General features: G+C 69.6%; 18 protein-coding genes. 15 read left to right on the plus strand and 3 right to left on the minus strand.

Going from position 1 to position 21,750, the window contains the following annotated elements:
- Positions 1-213: 213 nt before the first annotated feature.
- From gltB to OG729_RS29685, 9 genes are all read left to right on the plus strand, one after another.
- Positions 214-4,773 carry a glutamate synthase large subunit gene (gene gltB, locus OG729_RS29645; RefSeq protein ID WP_405808916.1) on the plus strand — a complete coding sequence of 1,520 codons (4,560 nt, stop codon included), beginning with the start codon at positions 214-216 and terminating at the stop codon, positions 4,771-4,773.
- Positions 4,766-6,226 carry a glutamate synthase subunit beta gene (locus tag OG729_RS29650; protein WP_360874065.1) on the plus strand — a complete coding sequence of 487 codons (1,461 nt, stop codon included), beginning with the start codon at positions 4,766-4,768 and terminating at the stop codon, positions 6,224-6,226. The genes gltB and OG729_RS29650 overlap by 8 nt, the downstream gene beginning before the upstream one ends.
- 215 nt (positions 6,227-6,441) lie before the next feature.
- Positions 6,442-7,455, plus strand: a complete 1,014-nt coding sequence (locus OG729_RS29655) for a LacI family DNA-binding transcriptional regulator (protein WP_360874062.1) — start codon at positions 6,442-6,444, stop codon at positions 7,453-7,455.
- Positions 7,456-7,667: 212 nt separating this feature from the next.
- Positions 7,668-8,966: an ABC transporter substrate-binding protein gene (locus OG729_RS29660; RefSeq protein WP_405808919.1), complete on the plus strand. Its 1,299-nt coding sequence runs from the start codon at positions 7,668-7,670 to the stop codon at positions 8,964-8,966.
- An 88-nt stretch (positions 8,967-9,054) separates the two neighbouring features.
- Positions 9,055-10,068: a carbohydrate ABC transporter permease gene (locus OG729_RS29665; RefSeq protein ID WP_405808920.1), complete on the plus strand. Its 1,014-nt coding sequence runs from the start codon at positions 9,055-9,057 to the stop codon at positions 10,066-10,068.
- Positions 10,065-10,934 carry a carbohydrate ABC transporter permease gene (locus OG729_RS29670; protein WP_405808922.1) on the plus strand — a complete coding sequence of 290 codons (870 nt, stop codon included), beginning with the start codon at positions 10,065-10,067 and terminating at the stop codon, positions 10,932-10,934. The genes OG729_RS29665 and OG729_RS29670 overlap by 4 nt, the downstream gene beginning before the upstream one ends.
- 47 nt (positions 10,935-10,981) lie before the next feature.
- Positions 10,982-12,643, plus strand: coding sequence for a glycoside hydrolase family 13 protein (locus OG729_RS29675; protein ID WP_405808924.1), 1,662 nt, complete (start codon positions 10,982-10,984; stop codon positions 12,641-12,643).
- A 130-nt stretch (positions 12,644-12,773) separates the two neighbouring features.
- A complete protein-coding gene (locus OG729_RS29680) occupies positions 12,774-13,493 on the plus strand; it encodes a VWA domain-containing protein (RefSeq protein ID WP_360874048.1) in 720 nt (239 codons plus the stop codon).
- Entirely contained in the window at positions 13,490-14,074 is a 585-nt protein-coding gene (locus tag OG729_RS29685; RefSeq protein ID WP_405808926.1) for a HutD family protein, read from the plus strand. The genes OG729_RS29680 and OG729_RS29685 overlap by 4 nt, the downstream gene beginning before the upstream one ends.
- Here OG729_RS29685 and OG729_RS29690 read toward each other — a convergent pair.
- Positions 14,053-14,340, minus strand: coding sequence for a hypothetical protein (locus tag OG729_RS29690; RefSeq protein WP_360874043.1), 288 nt, complete (start codon positions 14,338-14,340; stop codon positions 14,053-14,055). The genes OG729_RS29685 and OG729_RS29690 overlap by 22 nt on opposite strands.
- Positions 14,341-14,450: 110 nt before the next feature.
- On the opposite strand from OG729_RS29690, the gene OG729_RS29695 reads away from it, so the two are divergent.
- Positions 14,451-14,924 carry a pyridoxamine 5'-phosphate oxidase family protein gene (locus tag OG729_RS29695; protein WP_405808927.1) on the plus strand — a complete coding sequence of 158 codons (474 nt, stop codon included), beginning with the start codon at positions 14,451-14,453 and terminating at the stop codon, positions 14,922-14,924.
- 9 nt (positions 14,925-14,933) lie between these two features.
- On the opposite strand, the gene OG729_RS29700 is transcribed toward OG729_RS29695, so the two are convergent.
- Positions 14,934-15,914: an acyl-CoA dehydrogenase family protein gene (locus tag OG729_RS29700; protein WP_405808928.1), complete on the minus strand. Its 981-nt coding sequence runs from the start codon at positions 15,912-15,914 to the stop codon at positions 14,934-14,936.
- Complete coding sequence (locus tag OG729_RS29705) at positions 15,914-17,053, minus strand: acyl-CoA dehydrogenase family protein (protein ID WP_405808929.1); 1,140 nt, start codon at positions 17,051-17,053, stop codon at positions 15,914-15,916. The genes OG729_RS29700 and OG729_RS29705 overlap by 1 nt, the downstream gene beginning before the upstream one ends.
- A gap of 46 nt (positions 17,054-17,099) precedes the next feature.
- Here OG729_RS29705 and OG729_RS29710 point away from each other — a divergent pair, with 46 nt between their 5' ends.
- The 5 genes from OG729_RS29710 (at position 17,100) to OG729_RS29730 (ending at position 21,747) form a co-directional block, all read left to right on the plus strand.
- Positions 17,100-17,888, plus strand: coding sequence for an SDR family oxidoreductase (locus OG729_RS29710; RefSeq protein ID WP_405808931.1), 789 nt, complete (start codon positions 17,100-17,102; stop codon positions 17,886-17,888).
- Positions 17,889-17,903: 15 nt separating this feature from the next.
- Positions 17,904-18,524 (plus strand): TetR/AcrR family transcriptional regulator, encoded by a 621-nt coding sequence (locus OG729_RS29715; RefSeq protein ID WP_405808932.1) that lies wholly within the window; start codon positions 17,904-17,906, stop codon positions 18,522-18,524.
- Between the two features lie 17 nt (positions 18,525-18,541).
- Positions 18,542-19,699 carry an acetyl-CoA C-acetyltransferase gene (locus OG729_RS29720; RefSeq protein ID WP_405808934.1) on the plus strand — a complete coding sequence of 386 codons (1,158 nt, stop codon included), beginning with the start codon at positions 18,542-18,544 and terminating at the stop codon, positions 19,697-19,699.
- Positions 19,700-19,897: 198 nt separating this feature from the next.
- The gene (locus tag OG729_RS29725) at positions 19,898-20,101 is read left to right on the plus strand and encodes a cold-shock protein (RefSeq protein WP_003969786.1); all 204 of its coding nucleotides are present in this window, start codon (positions 19,898-19,900) and stop codon (positions 20,099-20,101) included.
- A 92-nt stretch (positions 20,102-20,193) separates the two neighbouring features.
- Positions 20,194-21,747: a DEAD/DEAH box helicase gene (locus OG729_RS29730; RefSeq protein ID WP_405808936.1), complete on the plus strand. Its 1,554-nt coding sequence runs from the start codon at positions 20,194-20,196 to the stop codon at positions 21,745-21,747.
- Positions 21,748-21,750: the final 3 nt, after the last annotated feature.

Here is a 21,750-nt window from a genome sequence, read left to right on the forward strand (position 1 = left end):
GCTGTGGGCAACGAAGCCTGCTCTGCGACGGGCCAGCGGATATCGATCTGTCCGGCTGTGACCCACTCTCACCGCTATGGGCGGTGTCCGCATGCTGGAATGGGCTATCCGCTTTCCGAGAAGCACTCCATCATGTAACCTGCACGAAATTTCGCGGAGGGCCAACGTCGTCCCTCGGTAGTTACACATGCCACGACGACGACGGGAGTGCCGATGCGTTCCGACGCCTGGTCGCCCATGGACGGTCGCCCCGCCCCTCAGGGGATGTACGACCCCCGTAACGAACACGACGCCTGCGGTGTCGGGTTCGTGGCCACCCTCACCGGTGTTGCCAGCCATGAGCTGGTCGAGCAGGCGCTGACCGTACTGCGGAATCTCGAGCACCGGGGCGCCACCGGCTCCGAGCCCGACTCGGGTGACGGTGCCGGCATTCTGCTTCAGGTCCCGGACGCGTTCCTGCGCAAGGTCAGCGGTTTCGAGCTTCCCGAGGCCGGTTCGTACGCCGTGGGCATCGCCTTCCTGCCGGCCGACGACTCCGCCCAGGCTGTCTCACGGATCGAGACGCTCGCCGCCGAGGAGGGCCTCACCGTCCTCGGCTGGCGCGAGGTCCCCGTCACCCCGGATCTGCTCGGCAGCGGCGCACGCGCCACCATGCCCGCCTTCTCGCAGCTCTTCGTCGCGGACGGTGAGAGCAAGGGCATCGCGCTCGACCGCAAGGCCTTCCTGCTGCGCAAGCGTGCCGAGCGCGAGGCCGGGGTCTACTTCCCCTCGCTCTCCGCCCGCACCATCGTCTACAAGGGCATGCTGACCACCGGCCAGCTGGAGCCCTTCTTCCCGGACCTCTCCGACCGGCGCTGCGCCACGGCCGTCGCGCTCGTCCACTCGCGGTTCTCGACGAACACCTTCCCGAGCTGGCCGCTCGCCCACCCGTACCGCTTCGTCGCGCACAACGGCGAGATCAACACGGTCAAGGGCAACCGCAACTGGATGCGCGCCCGTGAGTCGCAGCTGGTCAGCGACCTCTTCGGCAGCGACAAGCTGGACCGGATCTTCCCGGTCTGCACGCCGGACGCCTCCGACTCCGCCTCCTTCGACGAGGTGCTGGAGCTGCTGCACCTCGGCGGCCGCTCGCTGCCGCACTCCGTGCTGATGATGGTTCCGGAGGCGTGGGAGAACCACGACTCCATGGACCCGGCCCGGCGCGCCTTCTACCAGTACCACTCCACGATGATGGAGCCCTGGGACGGCCCGGCCTGTGTCACCTTCACCGACGGCACCCAGGTCGGCGCGGTCCTCGACCGCAACGGCCTGCGCCCCGGCCGCTACTGGGTCACCGACGACGGCCTCGTCGTCCTCTCCTCCGAGGTCGGCGTCCTCGACATCGACCCCGCCAAGGTCGTCCGCAAGGGCCGCCTCCAGCCCGGCAAGATGTTCCTCGTCGACACCGCCGAGCACCGCATCATCGAGGACGACGAGATCAAGTCGGCCCTCGCCGCAGAGCGGCCGTACCAGGAGTGGCTGGAGGCCGGCGAGATCGAGCTCGAGGACCTGCCCGAGCGCGAGCACATCGTCCACACCCACGCCTCGGTCACCCGCCGCCAGCAGACCTTCGGCTACACCGAGGAGGAGCTGCGCGTCATCCTCGCGCCCATGGCCAGGACCGGCGGCGAGCCGCTCGGTTCCATGGGTACGGACTCCCCGATCGCGGCCCTGTCCCAGCGCCCCCGGCTGCTCTTCGACTACTTCACCCAGCTCTTCGCGCAGGTCACCAACCCGCCGCTGGACGCCATCCGCGAGGAGCTCGTCACCTCGCTGTACTCCTCGCTCGGCCCGCAGGGCAATCTGCTGGAACCGACCGCGGCCTCCTGTCGCAGCGTCACGCTGCCCTTCCCGGTGATCGACAACGACGAGCTGGCCAAGCTCATCCACATCAACGCCGACGGCGACATGCCGGGCATGAACGCCGCGACGCTCTCGGGCCTGTACCGGGTCAGCGGCGGCGGCGACGCCCTCGCGGCCCGTATCGAGGCGATCTGCGCCGAGGCCGACGCGGCCATCGAGGACGGCGCCCGCCTGATCGTTCTCTCCGACCGGCATTCGGACGCCGAGCACGCGCCGATCCCGTCGCTGCTGCTCACCTCTGCCGTGCACCATCACCTCATCCGCACCAAGCAGCGCACCCAGGTGGGTCTGCTGGTCGAGGCCGGTGACGTCCGCGAGGTGCACCATGTCGCGCTCCTCATCGGCTACGGCGCGGCCGCCGTCAACCCGTACCTGGCCATGGAGTCGGTCGAGGACCTGGTCCGGGCCGGCACCTTCATCGAGGGCCTGGAGCCCGAGAAGGCCATCCGCAACCTGATCTACGCGCTGGGCAAGGGCGTTCTGAAGGTGATGTCCAAGATGGGCATCTCCACCGTCGCCTCCTACCGCGGTGCCCAGGTCTTCGAGGCCGTCGGCCTCGACGAGGCCTTCGTCGAGAAGTACTTCAACGGCACCGCCACGAAGATCGGCGGCGCCGGACTCGAGGTCATCGCCAAGGAGGTCGCCGCCCGGCACGCCAAGGCGTACCCGGCCTCCGGCATCGCCGCTTCGCACCGCGCGCTGGAGATCGGCGGCGAGTACCAGTGGCGGCGTGAGGGCGAGCCGCACCTGTTCGACCCGGAGACGGTCTTCCGCCTCCAGCACGCCACGCGCACCAAGCGGTACGACATCTTCAAGAAGTACACGGACCGGGTGAACGAGCAGTCCGAGCGACTGATGACGCTGCGCGGCCTGTTCGGCTTCACGTCGGACCGGCAGCCGATCTCCATCGACGAGGTCGAGCCGGCCTCCGAGATCGTCAAGCGCTTCTCCACCGGCGCGATGTCGTACGGATCGATCTCCCGCGAGGCGCACGAGACCCTCGCCATCGCCATGAACCAGCTGGGCGGCAAGTCCAACACCGGTGAGGGCGGCGAGGACGCGGACCGGCTGTACGACCCGGAGCGCCGCTCCTCCATCAAGCAGGTCGCCTCCGGCCGCTTCGGTGTGACGAGCGAGTACCTGGTCAACGCGGACGACATCCAGATCAAGATGGCGCAGGGTGCCAAGCCCGGCGAGGGCGGCCAGCTGCCCGGCCACAAGGTCTACCCCTGGGTCGCCAAGACCCGGCACTCGACCCCGGGCGTCGGGCTGATCTCGCCGCCGCCGCACCACGACATCTACTCCATCGAGGACCTGGCTCAGCTGATCCACGACCTCAAGAACGCCAACCCGGCCGCCCGCATCCATGTGAAGCTGGTCTCCGAGGTCGGTGTCGGCACGGTCGCCGCCGGTGTCTCCAAGGCGCACGCGGACGTCGTCCTCATCTCCGGCCACGACGGCGGCACGGGCGCCTCGCCGCTCACCTCGCTGAAGCACGCCGGCGGCCCCTGGGAGCTCGGTCTCGCCGAGACCCAGCAGACCCTGCTGCTCAACGGCCTGCGGGACCGGATCGTCGTACAGACCGACGGCCAGCTGAAGACCGGCCGCGATGTCGTCATCGCCGCGCTGCTCGGCGCCGAGGAGTTCGGTTTCGCGACCGCGCCGCTCGTCGTCTCCGGCTGCATCATGATGCGCGTCTGCCACCTGGACACTTGCCCGGTCGGCATCGCCACGCAGAACCCGACCCTGAGGGACCGGTTCTCCGGCAAGGCCGAGTACGTCGTCAACTTCTTCGAGTTCATCGCCCAGGAGGTCCGTGAGCTCCTCGCCGAGCTGGGCTTCCGTACGATCGAGGAGGCCGTCGGCCACGCCGAACTCCTCGAGACCGAGCGGGCCGTGAGCCACTGGAAGGCTCAGGGCCTCAACCTCGCGCCCCTCTTCCACGTCCCCGAGCTGCCGGACGGCGCCGTGCGCCACCAGCTGATCGAGCAGGACCACGGTCTGGAGAAGGCGCTCGACAAGGAGCTGATCGAGCTCGCCGCCGAGGCGCTGAACGCGGCGTCCGCCGAGGACGCCCAGCCGGTCCGCGGGCAGATCGCCATACGGAACATCAACCGGACCGTGGGCACGATGCTCGGTTACGAGGTGACCCGGCGGTTCGGCGGTGCGGGCCTGCCCGACGACACCATCGACATCACCTTCACCGGCTCGGCCGGCCAGTCCTTCGGCGCCTTCCTGCCGCGCGGCGTCACCCTGCGGCTGGAGGGCGACGCCAACGACTACGTCGGCAAGGGCCTCTCCGGCGGCCGCGTCATCGTCCGCCCGGACCGTGGCGCCGACCACCTCGCCGAGTACTCCACCATCGCGGGCAACACCATCGCCTACGGGGCCACCGGCGGCGAGCTGTTCCTGCGCGGCCGCACCGGCGAGCGCTTCTGCGTCCGCAACTCCGGCGCCACGGTCGTCTCGGAGGGCGTGGGCGACCACGGCTGCGAGTACATGACCGGCGGTTACGCGGTGGTGCTCGGCGAGACGGGACGCAACTTCGCGGCCGGCATGTCCGGCGGTATCGCGTACGTCATCGACCTCGACCGGGACAACGTCAACGTCGGCAATGTCGATGCCGTCGAGGCCCTGTCGGACGCCGACAAGGAGTGGCTGCACGATGTCGTGCGCCGCCACCAGGAGGAGACCGGCTCGACCGTCGCTGCGAAGCTGCTCGCCGAGTGGGACGTCGCCGTGGACCGTTTCAGCAAGATCATTCCGACCACGTACAAGGCAGTGCTCGCCGCCAAGGACGCCGCTGAGCTCGCCGGTCTCTCCGACCAGGAGACCACCGAGAAGATGATGGAGGCGGCGACCAATGGCTGACCCCAAGGGCTTCCTGACCACGGGGCGCGAGGTCGCCAAGACCCGCCCCGTGGGTGAGCGCCTCAAGGACTGGAACGAGGTCTACGTTCCCGGCTCGCTGCTGCCGATCATCAGCAAGCAGGCCGGGCGCTGCATGGACTGCGGCATCCCGTTCTGTCACAACGGCTGTCCGCTGGGGAACCTCATCCCCGAGTGGAACGACTACGCCTACCGCGAGGACTGGGCGGCGGCGAGCGAGCGGCTGCACGCGACCAACAACTTCCCGGAGTTCACCGGGCGGCTGTGCCCGGCGCCGTGCGAGTCCGCGTGTGTGCTCGGCATCAACCAGCCGGCCGTCACCATCAAGAACGTCGAAGTCTCGATCATCGACAAGGCCTGGGACGCCAATGACGTCAAGCCGCAGGCCCCGGACCGGCTCTCCGGCAAGACGGTCGCGGTCATCGGCTCGGGCCCGGCGGGTCTGGCCGCGGCCCAGCAGCTGACCCGGGCGGGCCACACGGTCGCGGTGTACGAGCGCGCGGACCGCATCGGTGGACTGCTGCGGTACGGCATCCCCGAGTTCAAGATGGAGAAGCGCCACATCAACCGCCGTATCGAGCAGATGCGGGCGGAGGGCACGAAGTTCCGTACGGGCGTGGAGATCGGCCGCGACATCGACGCGGCGAAGCTGCGCAAGCGGTACGACGCGGTGGTCATCGCGGCCGGTGCGACCGTCTCGCGCGATCTGCCCGTCCCGGGCCGTGAGCTGAACGGCATCCACTTCGCGATGGAGTACCTGCCGCTCGCCAACAAGGTGCAGGAGGGCGACTTCGTGGCCCCGCCGATCACGGCAGAGGGCAAGCACGTCGTGGTCATCGGCGGCGGCGACACCGGCGCGGACTGCGTGGGCACGGCGAACCGGCAGGGCGCGGCCTCGGTCACCCAGCTGGAGATCATGCCGCGGCCGGGCGACGACCGTCCGACGGGTCAGCCGTGGCCGACCTTCCCGATGCTCTACAAGGTCACATCGGCGCACGAGGAGGGCGGCGAGCGGGTCTACTCCGTCTCGACGACGCACTTCGAGGGCGACGAGGACGGCAATGTCCAGTTCCTGCACCTCGTCGAGGTGGAGTTCAAGGACGGCAAGCTGGAGCAGAAGCCCGGCACGGAGCGGAAGATCCCGGCGCAGCTGGTCACCCTCGCCATGGGCTTCACCGGCACGGACCAGGAGAACGGCCTGGTGGAGCAGTTCGGCCTGGAGCTGGACGAGCGGGGCAACATCGCGCGGGACGCGGACTTCGCGACGAACGTCAATGGCGTGTACGTCGCCGGTGACGCGGGCCGTGGCCAGTCGCTGATCGTGTGGGCGATCGCCGAGGGCCGCTCGGCGGCGCGCGGTGTGGACCGCTATCTGACGGGTGCGAGCCAGCTGCCGGCCCCGATCCGCCCGACGGACCGTGCGCTGACGGTCTGAGCCCCACCTCAATAGACGTCCCGTACAAAGGCGTACGGGCTGGGTTCTTCCGGGGTGCACCCCCGGACCCCCGGCGCTGCGGCGCCTGCCCTGTCCCCGACCGGACAATGGGTGGGCGCCGCGGTGTGTCTGTCTGACAGGGAGCGGGCCCCGGAGAGCTCCAGCCCTCAGGGACTTATGTAAACGAATGCAAGTCTTGCAGTAGCCTTGCGGTCATGGCGAAACGACTGGTCGAGGTGGCGGAATACGCCGGGGTGAGTGAGGCGACGGTCAGTCGCGTCCTCAACGGGAAGCCGGGGGTCGCGGAGTCGACCCGGGCCGCGGTGCTGAGCGCGTGCGACGTCCTCGGGTACGAGCGGCCCCGGCAGCTGAGGGAGCGGGGCAACCGCCTGGTCGGGCTGGTGGCCCCGGACTTGACCAACCCGGTCTTCCCGGCGTTCTCCGAGGTCATCGGCTCCACGCTGGCGCAGCGGGGGTTCACGCCCGTGCTGTGCACCCGCACCTTCGGGGGCGTGTCCGAGAGCGACTATGTGGACCTGCTGCTGGAGCACCAGATCTCCGGTGCGGTCTTCGTCTGCGGCCTCCACTCGCACATCAAGGCGGACCACAGCCATTACGAACGGCTGCTGGAGCGCGGACTGCCCGTCATCGGGGTGAACGGGATGGCGGAGGGGCTGAGGTTCCCGTCCGTGTCGACCGACGACGGGATGGCGGCCGAGCTGGCGGTACGACACCTGGCTTCCCTGGGGCACCGGCGCATCGGGCTGGCGCTGGGGGAGTACGACGATCATGTGCCCGCCGTCCGCAAGAAGACGGCGTTCATCACGGCGATGCGCGAGCTCTGCGGCGTGCGGGACCCCGAGCCGTTCGTCACACACACGATGTACTCGCTGGAGGGCGGCGCCGCGGCCGCGCAAAGACTCATTCAGCAGGGCGTCACGGCCGTGGTGTCCGGCAGCGACCTGATGGCTCTCGGTGCCGTCCGGGCGTTCCAGCGCATGGGACTCGATGTGCCGGGCGATGTGTCCGTCGTGGGGTACGACGACTCGACGTTCATGCCGCTGGCCAACCCTCCGCTGACCACGCTGCGCCAGCCGGTCGAGTCGATGGGCAGGGCCGCGGTGTCACTGCTGGCGAGCCGGATCGCCGGCAAGAACAACAGCAACGAGGAGCTCCTGTTCGAGCCCGAACTGGTGGTGAGGGGCAGCACAGCGGTCGCGCGCGGCTAGCGGAGTCAGTGGTGGGGAGAACCCACCCCAAGAGAAGGCGGCGTCCTCAGGGACGCCGCCTTTTTGCATGGAAACGATCGCGAATGACGGCTGCTTGCATAAGAAATGTTAAGTAACTTGCGAGTATCTGTAGACTCCCTTGCGCCTCGCTGTTTAGTCTCACTGCACCTTGGCGGAGGACGACCGCCGGGAGCCGCACAAAGGAGATCAACATGAGGCACCTGCTGCTCAGAGCCTGCGTGGTGAGCACGGCTGCGGCCGTTCTGGCCGCATGCGGGAGCGGGGGTACCCAGGCGCGAAGCGGGGGCGGAAACAGCACCGACAGCTTCAAGGGCCGCGGACCCATCACGCTGGCGGGCGGCAAGGACAACACCGGTGTCCTCGCCAAGATGCTCGACAAGTGGAACAAGGGCCACCGCAAGGAGCAGGTGCGTTTCATCGAACTGCCCGACAACGCCGACGACCAGCGCCAGCGGATGATCCAGAACGCATCGCTGAAGTCCGGCGAGTTCTCCGTACTCAGCCTCGACGTCGTGTGGACGGCCGAGTTCGCCGCCAACCGCTGGGTGGCCGAACTGCCCAAGGGCAGGTTCGAGGCCGGCAAGTACCTGGGGCCCACGCTGGAAGGCGCCTCGTACCTCGGCCGTCTCTATGCCGCCCCGTGGACCTCCGACGGCGGGTTGCTGTACTACCGCTCCGACCTGCTGAAGCAGGTGGGCGCCCAGCCCCCGCGCACCTGGGCGGAGATGGAGCAGACCTGCCAGAAGGTCCTGGCGCTTGAGCAGGGCAAGGGCATGTCCTGCTACGCGGGCCAGTTCGACAAGTACGAGGGCCTGACGGTCAACTTCTCCGAGATGATCGACGGCGCGGGCGGCGCCGTCGTCGACAAGGACGGCAAGCCGACCGTCGACTCACCCGAGGCGCTCAAGGGCCTCAGCTTCTTCACGGACGCCTACAAGAGCGGCCTGATACCGAAGAAGGCCATCACCTTCAAGGAGGAGGAGGGCCGGCAGGCCTTCCAGCAGGGCCGGCTCGTCTTCCACCGGCAGTGGCCGTACCAGTGGTCCCTGGCCAACGCCAAGGACGGCTCCTCCAAGGTCGCGGGGAAGTTCGGCGTCGCCCCGCTGCCGGGCCTGAACGGACCGGGCGTCTCCAGCCTGGGCGGACACAACCTGGCCATCAGCAGGTTTGCCAAGAACAAGGCCACGGCACTCGACTTCATCACCTTCATCACCAGCGAGCAGTCGCAGCGCGAGAATCTGCTGCTCAGCTCCAATGCGCCGACCATCGCCTCCCTGTACGACGACCCGGCGATGATCGAGAAGTACCCGTACCTGCCGGTGCTCAAGAGCTCGATCCTGGGCGCCGCACCCCGGCCGCGCGTGGTGCGCTACGGAGACGCGACGGCGGCGATCCAGGGCGCGGCGTACCGGGCACTGCAGGGCGGCACACCGCCGGCGGCGGCACTGAAGGAGCTCCAGGAACGTCTGGAGAAGATCGCGAAGCCGTGACCCCCGGTCCGCGCGGGGCCGCCTCAGATGCGGCTCCGCGCGGCTGCCTTCGCCCGCCCTTTCCCCGCCCCGCTGAAGGTGACCTCCCATGTCCAGCCTGACGGCACCGCAACGCCCTGCCACCCTGGCGCCCAAGGCGCCCACCGCCCCCGGCCCGTCCCGAAAACGCGGCACAGGCCGACTTGCCGCACTGCTTGTGTCCCCAACGCTCCTGGTTCTCGCGCTGGTTGCCGGATACCCGGTGCTGGCGGCCTTCCGCGAGTCCCTGTTCAGCGAGAAGTCCGGCCTGGACAGCTCCGGATTCGTATCGGAGGGCGAGCAGTTCACCGGCCTGACGCACTACACGGAGATCTTCGGCGGAGAGGCGGGGAAGCAGTTCTGGAACGCCTTCTCCAACACCACGTTCTTCACCGTCACGACCGTGCTCATAGAGACCGTGCTCGGCGTGGCGATGGCCCTGGTGATGAACCACGCGGTACGTGGCAGGGCCCTGGTCCGGGCCGGGGTACTGGTGCCGTGGGCCATCCCCACGGTGGTCTCCGCCCTGCTGTGGCAGTGGATCTTCCAGGCCGACGGTGCGGCAAACGCCCTGCTGGGGCAGGAGATCCTGTGGACCACGGACGGGGTCCAGGCGGCCCTGGCGGTGATCGTGGCGGACACCTGGAAAACCGCCCCGTTCGTGGGGCTGCTGGTACTGGCCGGTCTCCAGCTGATCCCGAGAGAGGTGTACGAGGCGGCGCGTGTGGACGGCGCGAACCGCCTTCAGGAGTTCCTCCGCATCACCCTTCCCATGATCAGGCCGGTGCTGCTGGTGGCCGTGCTGTTCCGGCTGCTGGACGCGCTGCGCATGTTCGACCTGCCGTACGTCCTCGTCGGCGCGCACAAGGAGTCGGTTCAGACGCTGTCGATGCTGGCCTTCGACGAGGCGGCCAACACCCGTTACGGGCCTGCCTCCGCCTACGCGGTGATCCTCTTCCTCTATGTCGCCGTGGTCGCCTTCGTCTTCGTCAGACTCCTGGGCGCCGACGTGTTCTCCGAGCAGCGGACCAAGAAGCGCGACCGCCGCGCCCGGCGGGCAACGACGAAGGGAGCGACGGCATGAGCGCCACCTCGACCACCGTACGGATTCGGCCCCGGCGACGATTCACCGCACCGGCCGTGCTCGCCTCCACCGGCGTCGCCGCGATCATGACCTACTGTCTGGCGCCGTTCTACTGGATGGTCGTCTCCAGCATGCGGCGCAGCTCCGATCTGTTCGACAAGTCCCCGATCCCCTCGCCGTGGTCGCTGGAGAACTACCGGGCGGTGCTGAGGCCGGGGACGGGCTTCGGGCGGGCGCTGCTCAACAGCCTGCTCGTGGCCGGCATCACCACGGTGCTCACCCTGGTGATCGCGGTGTTCACCGCCTACGCACTGGCCAGGCTGGAGTTCCGCTTCAAGAACGCGGTGCTGGCCGTGATCATCGCGACCTCCATGTTCCCGGGGATCGCCCTGGTCGTGCCGATGCTGAAGCTCTTCTCCAACACGCTGCACTGGGTCAACACCTACCAGGCGATGATCGTGCCGTCGATGTCGTTCGCACTGCCGCTGGCCGTGTGGAACCTGACCGCGTTCTTCAAGCAGCTTCCACGCGAACTGGAACATGCCGCGATGGTGGACGGTTGTACTCCAGGACAAGCGTTCCGCAAGGTCATCATGCCGCTGACCGCGCCAGGCGTGTTCACCACCGCCATCCTCACGTTCATCGCCGCGTGGAACGAGTTCATCATCGCCGTCTCGATGGTGAACAAGAACTCGATGCAGACCGCCACCGTCGCGATCTCCCGCTTCGGAGGGTCGACCGGGTTCGACATCCCCTACGGCACCAAGATGGCGGCCGGCGTCGTCGTCACGGTGCCGCTGGTGGTCCTCGTACTGATCTTCCAGCGAAGGATCATCGCGGGACTCACCGCGGGCGCCGTCAAGTAACCGGCCCCCGCCCGCCCCTCACCTACGTTCTTTCGAGGAGAAACACCGTGGCTCCTGCCCGGACCCCCGCCAACTGGTGGCGCGACGCCGTCATCTACGAGGTGTACATCCGCAGCTTCGCCGACGGCAACGGCGACGGTATCGGCGACATCGCCGGCCTGCGCCGGCGCCTTCCCCACCTCGCCCGCCTCGGTGTCGACGCGCTCTGGCTCAGCCCCTGGTACCCGTCCCCCATGGCCGACGGAGGCTATGACGTCGCCGACTACCGGGACATCGACCCGGCTTTCGGCACCCTGGACGAGGCACAGGCCCTGGTGGAAGAGGCGCATGAGCACGGGCTGCGCGTCCTCATCGACATCGTGCCGAACCACACGTCGTGCGAGCACGCGTGGTTCCGCGAGGCGCTGGCCGGCGGTCCCTCGGCGCCGGCCAGGGACCGCTACATCGTCCGGCCGGGTCGAGGCCCCCGCGGCGACCTGCCGCCCAACGACTGGAGCAGCGTGTTCGGCGGCCCCGCCTGGACACGGATCACCGAGCCCGACGGCTCACCCGGGCCGTGGTACCTGCACCTTTTCGCACCCGAGCAGCCCGACCTCGACTGGGACAATGCCGAGGTGCGCGCCGAGTTCGAGTCGATCCTGCGCTTCTGGTTCGACCGCGGCATCGACGGGGTGCGCATCGATGTGGCGCACGGCCTGATCAAGGCACCGGGGCTGCCGGACCTCGGCTCACTCGACGTCAAGCTCCTCGACTCAATGGGCGTCGGTGATCACCCGCACTGGGACCGCGACGAAGTCCACGAGATCTTCCAGGGCTGGCGGGCTGTCGCCGACTCGTACGGCGAGGCCCGTGCCTTCGTCGCGGAGGCATGGGCGGGCACTCCGGAGCGACTGGCCCGCTACGTCCGCCCGGACGAGCTCCACACGGCGTTCAACTTCGACTATCTGATGGCTCCCTGGCGGGCAGGCCAACTGCGCCGGGTGATCGACGAGTCGCTCACCGCCCTCGGCGCGGTGGGTGCGCCCGCCACCTGGGTGCTGTCCAACCACGATGTCGCCCGGCATGTCTCCCGCTACGCCAGACCGCAGCCCGAGGGTCAGCAGCGCTCGCTGTCCCAACTGGACCGGTCGGCCGACCTGGAGCTCGGCACCCGGCGGGCCCGGGCCGCCGCCCTGCTCACGCTGGCCCTGCCCGGGGGTGCCTATCTGTACCAGGGCGAGGAGCTGGGCCTGTGGGAGGTCGAGGATCTGCCGGAGGAGGTGCTCCAGGACCCCACCTGGGAACGCTCCGGCCACACCGACCGAGGGCGTGACGGCTGCCGCGTCCCGCTGCCGTGGAGCGGTGACGGCCCGCCGTTCGGATTCAGCCCCGACGGCACCGCCTCGGCGCCGTGGCTGCCTCAGCCGGAGGCGTGGAAGTCGCTGACCGCCGAGGCTCAGGACGGCGACCCCGCCTCCATGCTGAACCTCTACCGGTCCGCGCTGAGCGCGCGCCGGAGCCAGAGCGCCCTCGGCGACGGCACGATCGGCTGGGAGAGCGCCCCGGACAGCGACGTTCTCTCGTTCCGCCGTGAGCCCGGCTTCCGGTGCGTGGTGAACTTCTCCGACGAGCCGGTGGACCTGCCCGCCCACAGCGGGGTACTGCTGGCCAGCGGGACGCTGGACGGTGACCGGCTGCCGAGCGACACCGCGGTGTGGCTGGCGCTCTGAGGAGACGGGTCGGCCGGGCCGGATTCTCCGCCTTGACGGTGGACCGACCCGGTCGACGGGGGACCGGCCCGGTCGAGTTCCGGTGACGTAGCCTCAACTCTCCCGTCCCCTCGCACGAACGGAGCCCCGCATGGCGGCCATCAGCCTCGCCAAGGTCGAGGAGAAGGCGCCCGCGCTCGTCAGCCTCTACAAGAGCGCGGGCGTATCGCTGCAGAAGCACGGCCTGAGCGGGCAGCGCGCCGCCGTCTATCTGGTGCTCGACTACTCCGGCTCCATGAAGGACTACTACAAGGACGGCAGCGTGCAGGCGCTCGCCGACCGGGTGCTCGGTCTCTCGGCCAACCTCGACGACGACGGCTGTGTACCCCTCGTCTTCTTCTCCACGGACATAGACGCGGTCACCGACATCGCCCTGGAGAACCACCGGGGCCGGGTCGACGAGATCGTGGCGGGCCTCGGCCACATGGGCAAGACCAGCTACCACCTGGCCATGGACGCGGTCATCGACCACTACATCGACAGCGGTTCGACCGCGCCCGCGCTCGTCGTCTTCCAGACGGACGGCGGCCCGATCAGCAAGCTCGCGGCGGAGCGCTATCTGTGCAAGGCGGCGAAGCTGCCGCTGTTCTGGCAGTTCATCGGCTTCGGCAACAAGCGCAGTACGCAGTTCGACTTCCTGCACAAGCTCGACGAGCTCGCCGTGCCCGCCAAACGGCCCGTCGACAACGCCGGTTTCTTCCACGCCGGGCTCGACCCGCGCAAGGTCCCGGACGAGGAGCTGTACGACCGGCTGGTCGCCGAGTTCCCGCACTGGCTGGCCGCAGCCCGGGCGCAGGGCATCGTGCGATGACGCCGCGGGTGCTGCGGGCGGCGGACCGTACCGCCGTGCCGTGGAAGAACGGCGGCGGCGTCACCCGTGAGATCGCCCTCTCGCCCGAGGGCGCGTCGATGCACGACTTCGACTGGCGCATCAGCCTCGCGGATGTCGCAGCGGACGGGCCGTTCTCCGCCTTCCCCGGGATCGCGCGCACGCTGACCGTGGTCGAGGGCGCGGGGATGGACCTCACGGCCGGCGGGCAGCAGGTACTGGCCGCCGAGCGGTACCGGCCCTACGACTTCCCCGGCGACGTCGAGACCGGCGGCAGGCTCCTGGCCGGGCCCGTCGTCAACTTCAACGTCATGTACCGAGGGGGCCGCACGGCCGCTCTGACCTCGGTGGTGCGGGGAGGACTGCTGGTTGTCGTGCCGGCCGGCTCGACGGTCGTGATCGTCGCGCTGGACGGGCCGACCGTCCTCAAGGAGGCGGGGCTGACGCTCGGCCAGTACGACGCCGTCATGCTCGACGAGTCGCCCGGCTCGCTGCGTACGGAGGGGCACGTGGCGGTTGTCACCCTGCGGAGTGCGGCCGGTCAGGCGCCGGGCACCCAGTAGTTGTGGACCTGCGAGATCGTCGGGCCGCCACCCGGGCCCGCGGGCATGCCTGAACGTTCGGCGACGGGCATCATGGCCGCGGTGAACTTGTTCATGGCTTCCTCCGACTCCCAGAGGTCGTAGATCTCCAGGCCCGAGTCGCCGGGCACGCAGGCGTGCGACAGACAGCCCGCGAAGATCTCGGGCGTTTTCTGCAGTTCGGCATTGAGGGCGTCGTACTGGTCGGTGGTGACGCCGGGGAGAGTCGCATGCACGAAGATCGCCATCGGGGTCCTCCTTTGTTTACCCGCCTTCCAGCAGAGCACGTTCGCCCTGGATCGGCACACGGAGAGCAAACCCGACAGCAGATGTCGCTTTTTGGCGGTTCGATGGCCTCATGACCTCTCGTTCATGGGCGGATTTCCTGGCGGCTGAGCCCGCCTTTGCCGAGGCCGTACGGAACCGCTTCGGTCGCTACAAGCACCATGTCCTGGCGACCGTGCGCAAGGACGGGTCCCCACGGGTGACGGGGCTCGAAGCCGACTTCCGCTTCGGTGAGTTGTGGCTCGGCATGATGCCGGGCTCCCGCAAGGCGCAGGACCTCCGGCGCGATCCGCGACTCGCGCTCCATGCGAACCCGGGGCCGGACGACTCGATGGACGGCGGCGACGTCCGGATCGCTGGGCGCGCGGTGGAAGTGACCGACTCCGAAGCGAAGGCCCGCTTCACGGCGGAGGCCGGGCCGCCGGAGCCGTACCACCTCTTCCGGGTGGAGATCGGCGAGGTGGTGCAGACGTACGTCGACGGCGATGAGCTGGTCGTACGGTCCTGGCGCCCGGGCGAGGGCGTACGGGAGCACCGGCGCCGCTGAGCGCCCGGGTCAGCCGTCGAGCACGCGCGCCCGGCACGCCGCGGGGGTGCCCCACGCATCGCGCAGCGGCCGTGCCTTGCGCAGCCAGAGCGAGAGGTCGAGCTCGTCGGTGTACCCGACCGCGCCGTGCAGCTGGAGCGCGGCACGGGCGGCGGCGTACGCGGCCTCACCCGCGGCGACTTTTGCGGCGGCGATGTCGGCGGGGGCCATCGAAAGCGCTGCCCCGTAGAGCAGCGGCAGGGCGAACTCCAGCCCGACGAGGACGTCGGCGAGCCGGTGCTTGACCGCCTGGAACGACCCGATGGCGACCCCGAATTGGGTGCGCTGCTTGACGTATGCAACGGTCCGCTCGAGCAGCATGAGCCCGACGCCGAGGGCTTGCGCGGCGGTGGCGAGCCGCGCGACGTCACCGCCGTGGGCGGCGGCGTCCGCGACATGCGCGCCCTCGGCCAGAACCTCGCCCCCCTGGGTGGGAACGGCCAACCGCCGTACTGGATCGAGGGACGCGCGAACGGCACCGTGCGAGGAGGCGACGCGCAGGGCCGAGTCCTCGGCGGTCGCCACCAGCATCACCGTCGCCGCGTCCGCGTCCAACGCGTAGCCGCCACCCGTCGTCAGTGTCGCCAGTGCCTCGCCCGAGGCCAGGCTCGGCAGCAGGCGTTTCGCCGCGCTCGTGTCGCCCTGTTGCGACAGGCGGGTCAGCAGCGCCGCCGACGCGACCGTCTCCACCACAGGACCCGGAACCGCGTGGCGGCCCAGCTCCACGAAGGCCACCGTCAGTTCGACCGGGAGCAGGCCCACGCCCTCGTACGGCTCCGGGACCGCCAGCGCGAAGACACCCGCCTCGGCCAGGCGGGACCACAGGGCCAGACCCGGCGCATGGTCCCCCGCCGCCCAGGCGCGGGCCGTCGGCGCGGGATCCGAAGCCGTCAGCATCGCGTCCAGGGACTGCGCGAACGCCCGCTGTTCATCGTTGAGGAGAAAACGCATCAGCGCCGGCCCTTCGGGAGGCCGAGCAGCCGCTCGGCGATGATGTCGCGCTGGATCTCGTTCGTGCCCGCGTAGATCGGACCCGCCAGCGCGAAGACATAGCCCTCGGCCCAGTCGGTGTCGGCCCGTTCGCCGTCCGGGCCGAGCAGATCGAGCGCCGTCTCGTGCAGGGCGATGTCGTACTCGGACCAGAAGACCTTGTTCAGGCTGGACTCCGCGCCGACGCTCGCGCCCGAGGCGAAGCGCGAGGCCCCGACGTAGGTGAAGAGCTGATACGCCCGCGCCCCGATCACCGCGTCCGCGACCCGGTCGCGTACACCCGGGTCCTCGCCCCGCTCGCGCCACTGTTGTACGAGACGGTCCGAGGCGGCCAGGAAGCGGCCGGGGGAGCGCAGCATCAGCCCGCGCTCGTTGCCCGTCGTGGACATCGCGATCCGCCAGCCCTGGCCCGGCTCGCCGATCACGTCCTCGTCCGGGACGAAGACATTGTCGAGAAAGAGCTCGGCGAACGCGGGCCTGCCGTCCAGCCGGCCGATCGGGCGGACCGTCACCCCGTCCGCCGACAGGTCGAACATCAGATACGTCAGCCCCTGATGCGGCTTCGGCGCACCAGGGTCCGTGCGGAAGATGCCGAACGCCCGGTCCGCGAAGGCAGCCCGCGAGGACCATGTCTTCTGGCCGCTCAGCAGCCAGCCGCCGTCCGTGCGCACCGCACGGGACTTCAGCGACGCGAGGTCGGAGCCGGACTCGGGCTCCGACCACGCCTGCGCCCAGATCACCTCGCCGCTCGCCATCGGGGGCAGCACCCGCCCGCGCTGCTCGTCCGTCCCGTGGTCGAAGAGCGTGGGGGCCAGCAGATTGATGCCGTTCTGCGAGACCCGTCCCGGCGCGCCCGCCGCGTAGTACTCCTCCTCGAAGACCAGCCAGCCGAAGATGCCGGCGCCCCGCCCGCCGTACCGGCGCGGCCAGGAGACGACCGACCAGCGGTCCGCGTGCAGCTGTGCCTCCCACGCCCGGTGCGCCGCGAAGCCCTCCCGGGTCTCCAGCGACGGCAGCGGCTCGGCTGGCACATTGGCCGCGAGCCAGGCGCGGGCCTCGGCCCGCAGCGCCTCGTCGTCGGCGGAGTGGTCCAGATCCATCCGGAGCTCCTTCCCTAACAAGTGTTTGGTAGGTTAACGTGCTGCTGTGACGGACAACAGGGCGCAGTACGTACCGGGCCACGGCCTGCTGAAGGGCCGTACCGCCGTGATCACCGCCGCGGCCGGCGCCGGCATCGGCGGCGCGACCGCACGCAAATTCCTGGAGGAGGGCGCCCGCATCCTCATCAGCGACGCGCACGCGCGCCGGCTCAAGGAGTCCCAGGCGGCACTCGCGGAGGAGTTCGGGCCCGACGTCGTGACCTCACTGCCGTGCGACGTCACCGACGAGAGCCAGGTCCAGGCCCTGTTCGAGGCGGTCGTACAGGAACACGGCGGCCTCGACATCGTCGTCAACAACGCGGGCCTCGGCGGCACCGCCGCCCTCGTCGACATGAGCGACAAACAGTGGGACAAGGTCATCGACGTCACCCTGAACGGCACCTTCCGCTGCACCCGGGCCGCCCTGCGCTCGTTCCGCACCTCCGGCCGCGGCGGAGTGATCGTCAACAACTCCTCCGTCGTCGGCTGGCGCGCCCAGGCCGGCCAGGCCCACTACGCCGCCGCCAAGGCCGCAGTCATGGCGCTCACTCGCTGCGCGGCGATCGAAGCGGCGGAGTACGGCGTACGCGTCAACGCCGTCGCCCCCAGCCTCGCCATGCACCCGCATCTGGTGAAGGTCACATCGCCCGAGGTGCTCGACGAGCTGATCACCAAGGAGGCCTTCGGGCGCTACGCCGAGCCGTGGGAGATAGCCAACGCCATCGTCTTCCTGGCCAGCGGCTACTCCTCGTACCTCACCGGCGAGGTCGTCTCCATCAGCAGCCAGCACGCGTAGACGGAGAATGACCGTGTGCCGAACCAGCCGAACAAGAAGAAGAACCAGGTGACCCCCTCGCCCGAGCGCCGCCGCGAGCTCCTGGACACCGCCGCCGAGGTGTTCGCCGCCCAGGGGTACAACGCCACCACCGTCCGCAAGATCGCGGACGAGGCGGGGATGCTCGCCGGCAGCCTCTACTACCACTTCGATTCCAAGGAATCGATGCTCGACGAGATCCTCTCCACCTTCCTCGACGAGCTCTGGCAGGGCTACGACAGCGTGCTCGCCGCCGGACTCGGGCCCAGGGAGACCATCGAGGCCCTTGTCACCGAGTCCTTCCGGGAGATCGACCGGCACCGCGCCGCCGTCGCGATCTACCAGAAGGAGTCCAGGCACCTGGCCGCCCAGCCCCGCTTCCACTACCTCACCGACTCGCAGCAGAAGTTCGAGAAGGCATGGCTCGGGACCCTGGAGCGCGGGGTCAGGGAGCAGGTGTTCCGCGCCGACCTGGACATCCGGCTCACCTATCGGTTTGTGCGCGACACCGTGTGGGTCGCGGCGTCCTGGTACCGGCCGGGCGGACAGCACAGCCCCGAGGAGATCGCCCGCCAGTACCTGTCGATGGTGCTGGACGGAATCGCCGTACGCAGCTGACCGACGAAGGAGTTGTCATGGGCGAGGCCTACATAGTCGAAGCGGTGCGCACTCCGGTGGGCAGGCGCAACGGCCGACTGGCCGGGGTGCACCCGGCCGACCTGGGCGCGCATGTCCTTACCGCCCTGGTCGAACGCTCCGGGATCGACCCCGCCGCCGTCGAGGACGTCGTCTTCGGCTGCCTCGACACGGTGGGCCCGCAGGCCGGCGACATCGCCCGTACGGCATGGCTGGCGGCGGGACTGCCCGAGGAGGTGCCGGGCGTGACGATCGACCGCCAGTGCGGCTCCTCCCAGCAGGCGGTGCACTTCGCGGCGCAGGGCGTGCTGTCGGGCACCCAGGACCTGGTCGTCGCGGGCGGCGTGCAGAACATGACGCAGATCCCCATTGCCTTCGCGTCCCGGCAGGCCGCCGAACCGCTCGGGCTGACCGGCGGCCCGTTCGCGGGCAGCGAGGGCTGGCGTGCCCGGTACGGCGACCAGCCCGTCAACCAGTTCCACGGCGCACAGCTGATCGCCGAGAAGTGGTCAATCTCACGGCGCGACATGGAGGAGTTCGCGCTGCTCTCCCACCGGCGGGCCATCCGCGCCATCGACGAGGGGCGCTTCGAGCGGGAGCTCGTGGCGTACGGCGACATGACCGTGGACGAGGGCCCGCGCCGCGACACCACGCTGGAGAAGATGGCGGCCCTGAAGCCGGTCCTGGACGGCGGCACCATCACGGCCGCGTGCTCCTCGCAGGTCTCGGACGGCGCGGCGGCGATGCTGATCGCGAGCGAACGGGCCGTCGCCGGGCACGGCCTGACGCCGCGGGCCCGTATCCACCATCTCTCCGTACGCGGCGAGGACCCGATCCGGATGCTGTCGGCTCCGATCCCGGCGACGGCGTACGCACTGAAGAAGACCGGCCTGTCGATCGACGACATCGACCTGGTCGAGATCAACGAGGCCTTCGCGCCCGTAGTGCTCGCCTGGCTGAAGGAGACCGGCGCCGACCCGGACAAGGTCAATGTCAACGGCGGCGCCATCGCCCTGGGCCACCCACTCGGCGCCACGGGCGTCAGGCTGATGACGACGCTGCTTCATGAACTGGAGCGCACGGGAGGCCGGTACGGACTGCAAACGATGTGTGAAGGGGGAGGTCAGGCGAACGTCACGATGATCGAACGGCTGTGATCACGAGCGTTTCGGGACGTGGCGTGCTACGGTTGGCGACGTTGCAGTTTTGGTACCCATGAACTTTGTGTGCGCCTGACGGGAATGCTTCCTCAGGCGCACATTATTGTTTCCGGCTTTTCCGGATGGGGGTCAATGCAGCGACGGGAAACTCACGAGGTGTGAGTTTTCGGCTTGCCCCTGTTTTAGGAGAATGACATGGCTACTGGAACCGTGAAGTGGTTCAACTCGGAAAAGGGCTTCGGCTTCATTGAGCAGGACGGCGGCGGCGCCGACGTCTTCGCCCACTACTCGAACATCGCGACCTCCGGCTTCCGTGAGCTCCAGGAAGGCCAGAAGGTCTCCTTCGACGTCACGCAGGGCCAGAAGGGCCCGCAGGCGGAGAACATCGTCCCGGCCTAATCGCTGGACGCGTATCTCGCAGCCGGGGCCCGCACCGTCGTGGTGCGGGCCCCGGTTTGTGCTGTTCTCAGGCCAAGGAAGGCAAACTCCGAATGACTCGCTCCGAACGCCCGGCCGCCCGAGTGGCCCGCAGGCGCCCGGTCAGTTCCCGCGCCAAGGGCCCCGTGAAGGGTTCCGGCAAGACTGCTGCCCGCAAGGTGGCGCCCCCGCAGGAATTCACACTGCCGGAAACCGTCACGCCCGCGCTGCCCGCCGTCGGCGCGTTCGACGAGCTGGACATGCCGGCCGCCCTGCTCAAGACCCTCGCGGCGCAGGGCGTGACCGAGCCCTTCCCGATCCAGGCCGCGACCCTGCCGAACTCACTCGCGGGCCGCGACATCCTCGGCCGCGGGCGCACCGGCTCCGGCAAGACCCTCGCCTTCGGGCTGGCGCTGCTCGCGCGCACCGCGGGCCGGCGCGCCGAGCCGAAGGCGCCGCTCGCGCTCGTCCTCGTACCGACCCGCGAGCTCGCACAGCAGGTCACCGACGCGCTGTCGCCGTACGCGACCTCCGTGCAGCTGCGGCTCGCCACGGTCGTCGGCGGTCTGTCGATCAGCAAGCAGTCGGGCGCGCTGCGGCGCGGCGCCGAGGTGCTGGTGGCCACGCCCGGGCGGCTCAAGGACCTCATAGAACGCGGCGACTGCGTACTGGACCGGGTGGCGATCACCGTCCTGGACGAGGCCGACCAGATGGCCGACATGGGCTTTATGCCGCAGGTCACCGCGCTGCTCAAGCAGGTCGAGGCGGACGGCCAGCGGATGCTCTTCTCGGCGACGCTGGACAAGAACATCGACCGGCTCGTACGGATGTTCCTCACCGACCCCGTCGTGCACTCGGTCGACCCGTCCGCGGGCGCGGTGACCACGATGGAGCACCATGTGCTGCACGTCGTGGACGAGACCGACAAGAAGGCCGTGGCCACGCGTATTGCGGCGCGCGACGGCCGGGTGATCCTCTTCGTCGACACGAAGCGGTCCGCCGACCGGTTCGCCAAGCGGCTGCTGGCCAGCGGCGTACGGGCCGCGGCGCTGCACGGCGGGCGTTCGCAGCCGCAGCGCAATCGCACGCTCGACCAGTTCAAGAACGGCCAGGTCACCGCGCTGGTCGCGACGAATGTGGCGGCCCGGGGCATCCATGTCGACGATCTCGACCTGGTCGTGAACATCGATCCGCCCGTCGACCACAAGGACTATCTGCACCGCGGCGGGCGTACCGCCCGGGCGGGCGAGTCCGGCAGCGTGGTCACGCTGGTGCTGCCCGAGCAGCGGCGTGAGATGACGCGGCTGATGGCGGACGCGGGCATCAGCCCGCGCACGGCCAGGATCAAGTCCAGCGACGAGGAGCTGGCCCGTCTCACCGGGGCGCGCGAGCCGTCGGGGATCGCGATCACGATCGAGGTCCCGCAGCCGGTCGTGCAGCAGCAGCGGCCGCAGCGCCGCCGCGCGCAGGTGCCGGGGCAGGGTGGCGCGCAGGGCGGTGGCGGCGGACGAAGCCGTGGTCGGCGTGGTGGGCAGGGCGGCGGCCAGGGGGCGCAGACCGGACAGGCTCGGCAGGGCGGTCGCCCGGCGAGGGGCGGCGCGCAGGGCGGACGGCGCACGGCGGCGTAGCCG

The sequence above is a fragment of the Streptomyces sp. NBC_00210 genome (genome assembly GCF_045160975.1).
GTDB lineage: Bacteria > Actinomycetota > Actinomycetes > Streptomycetales > Streptomycetaceae > Streptomyces.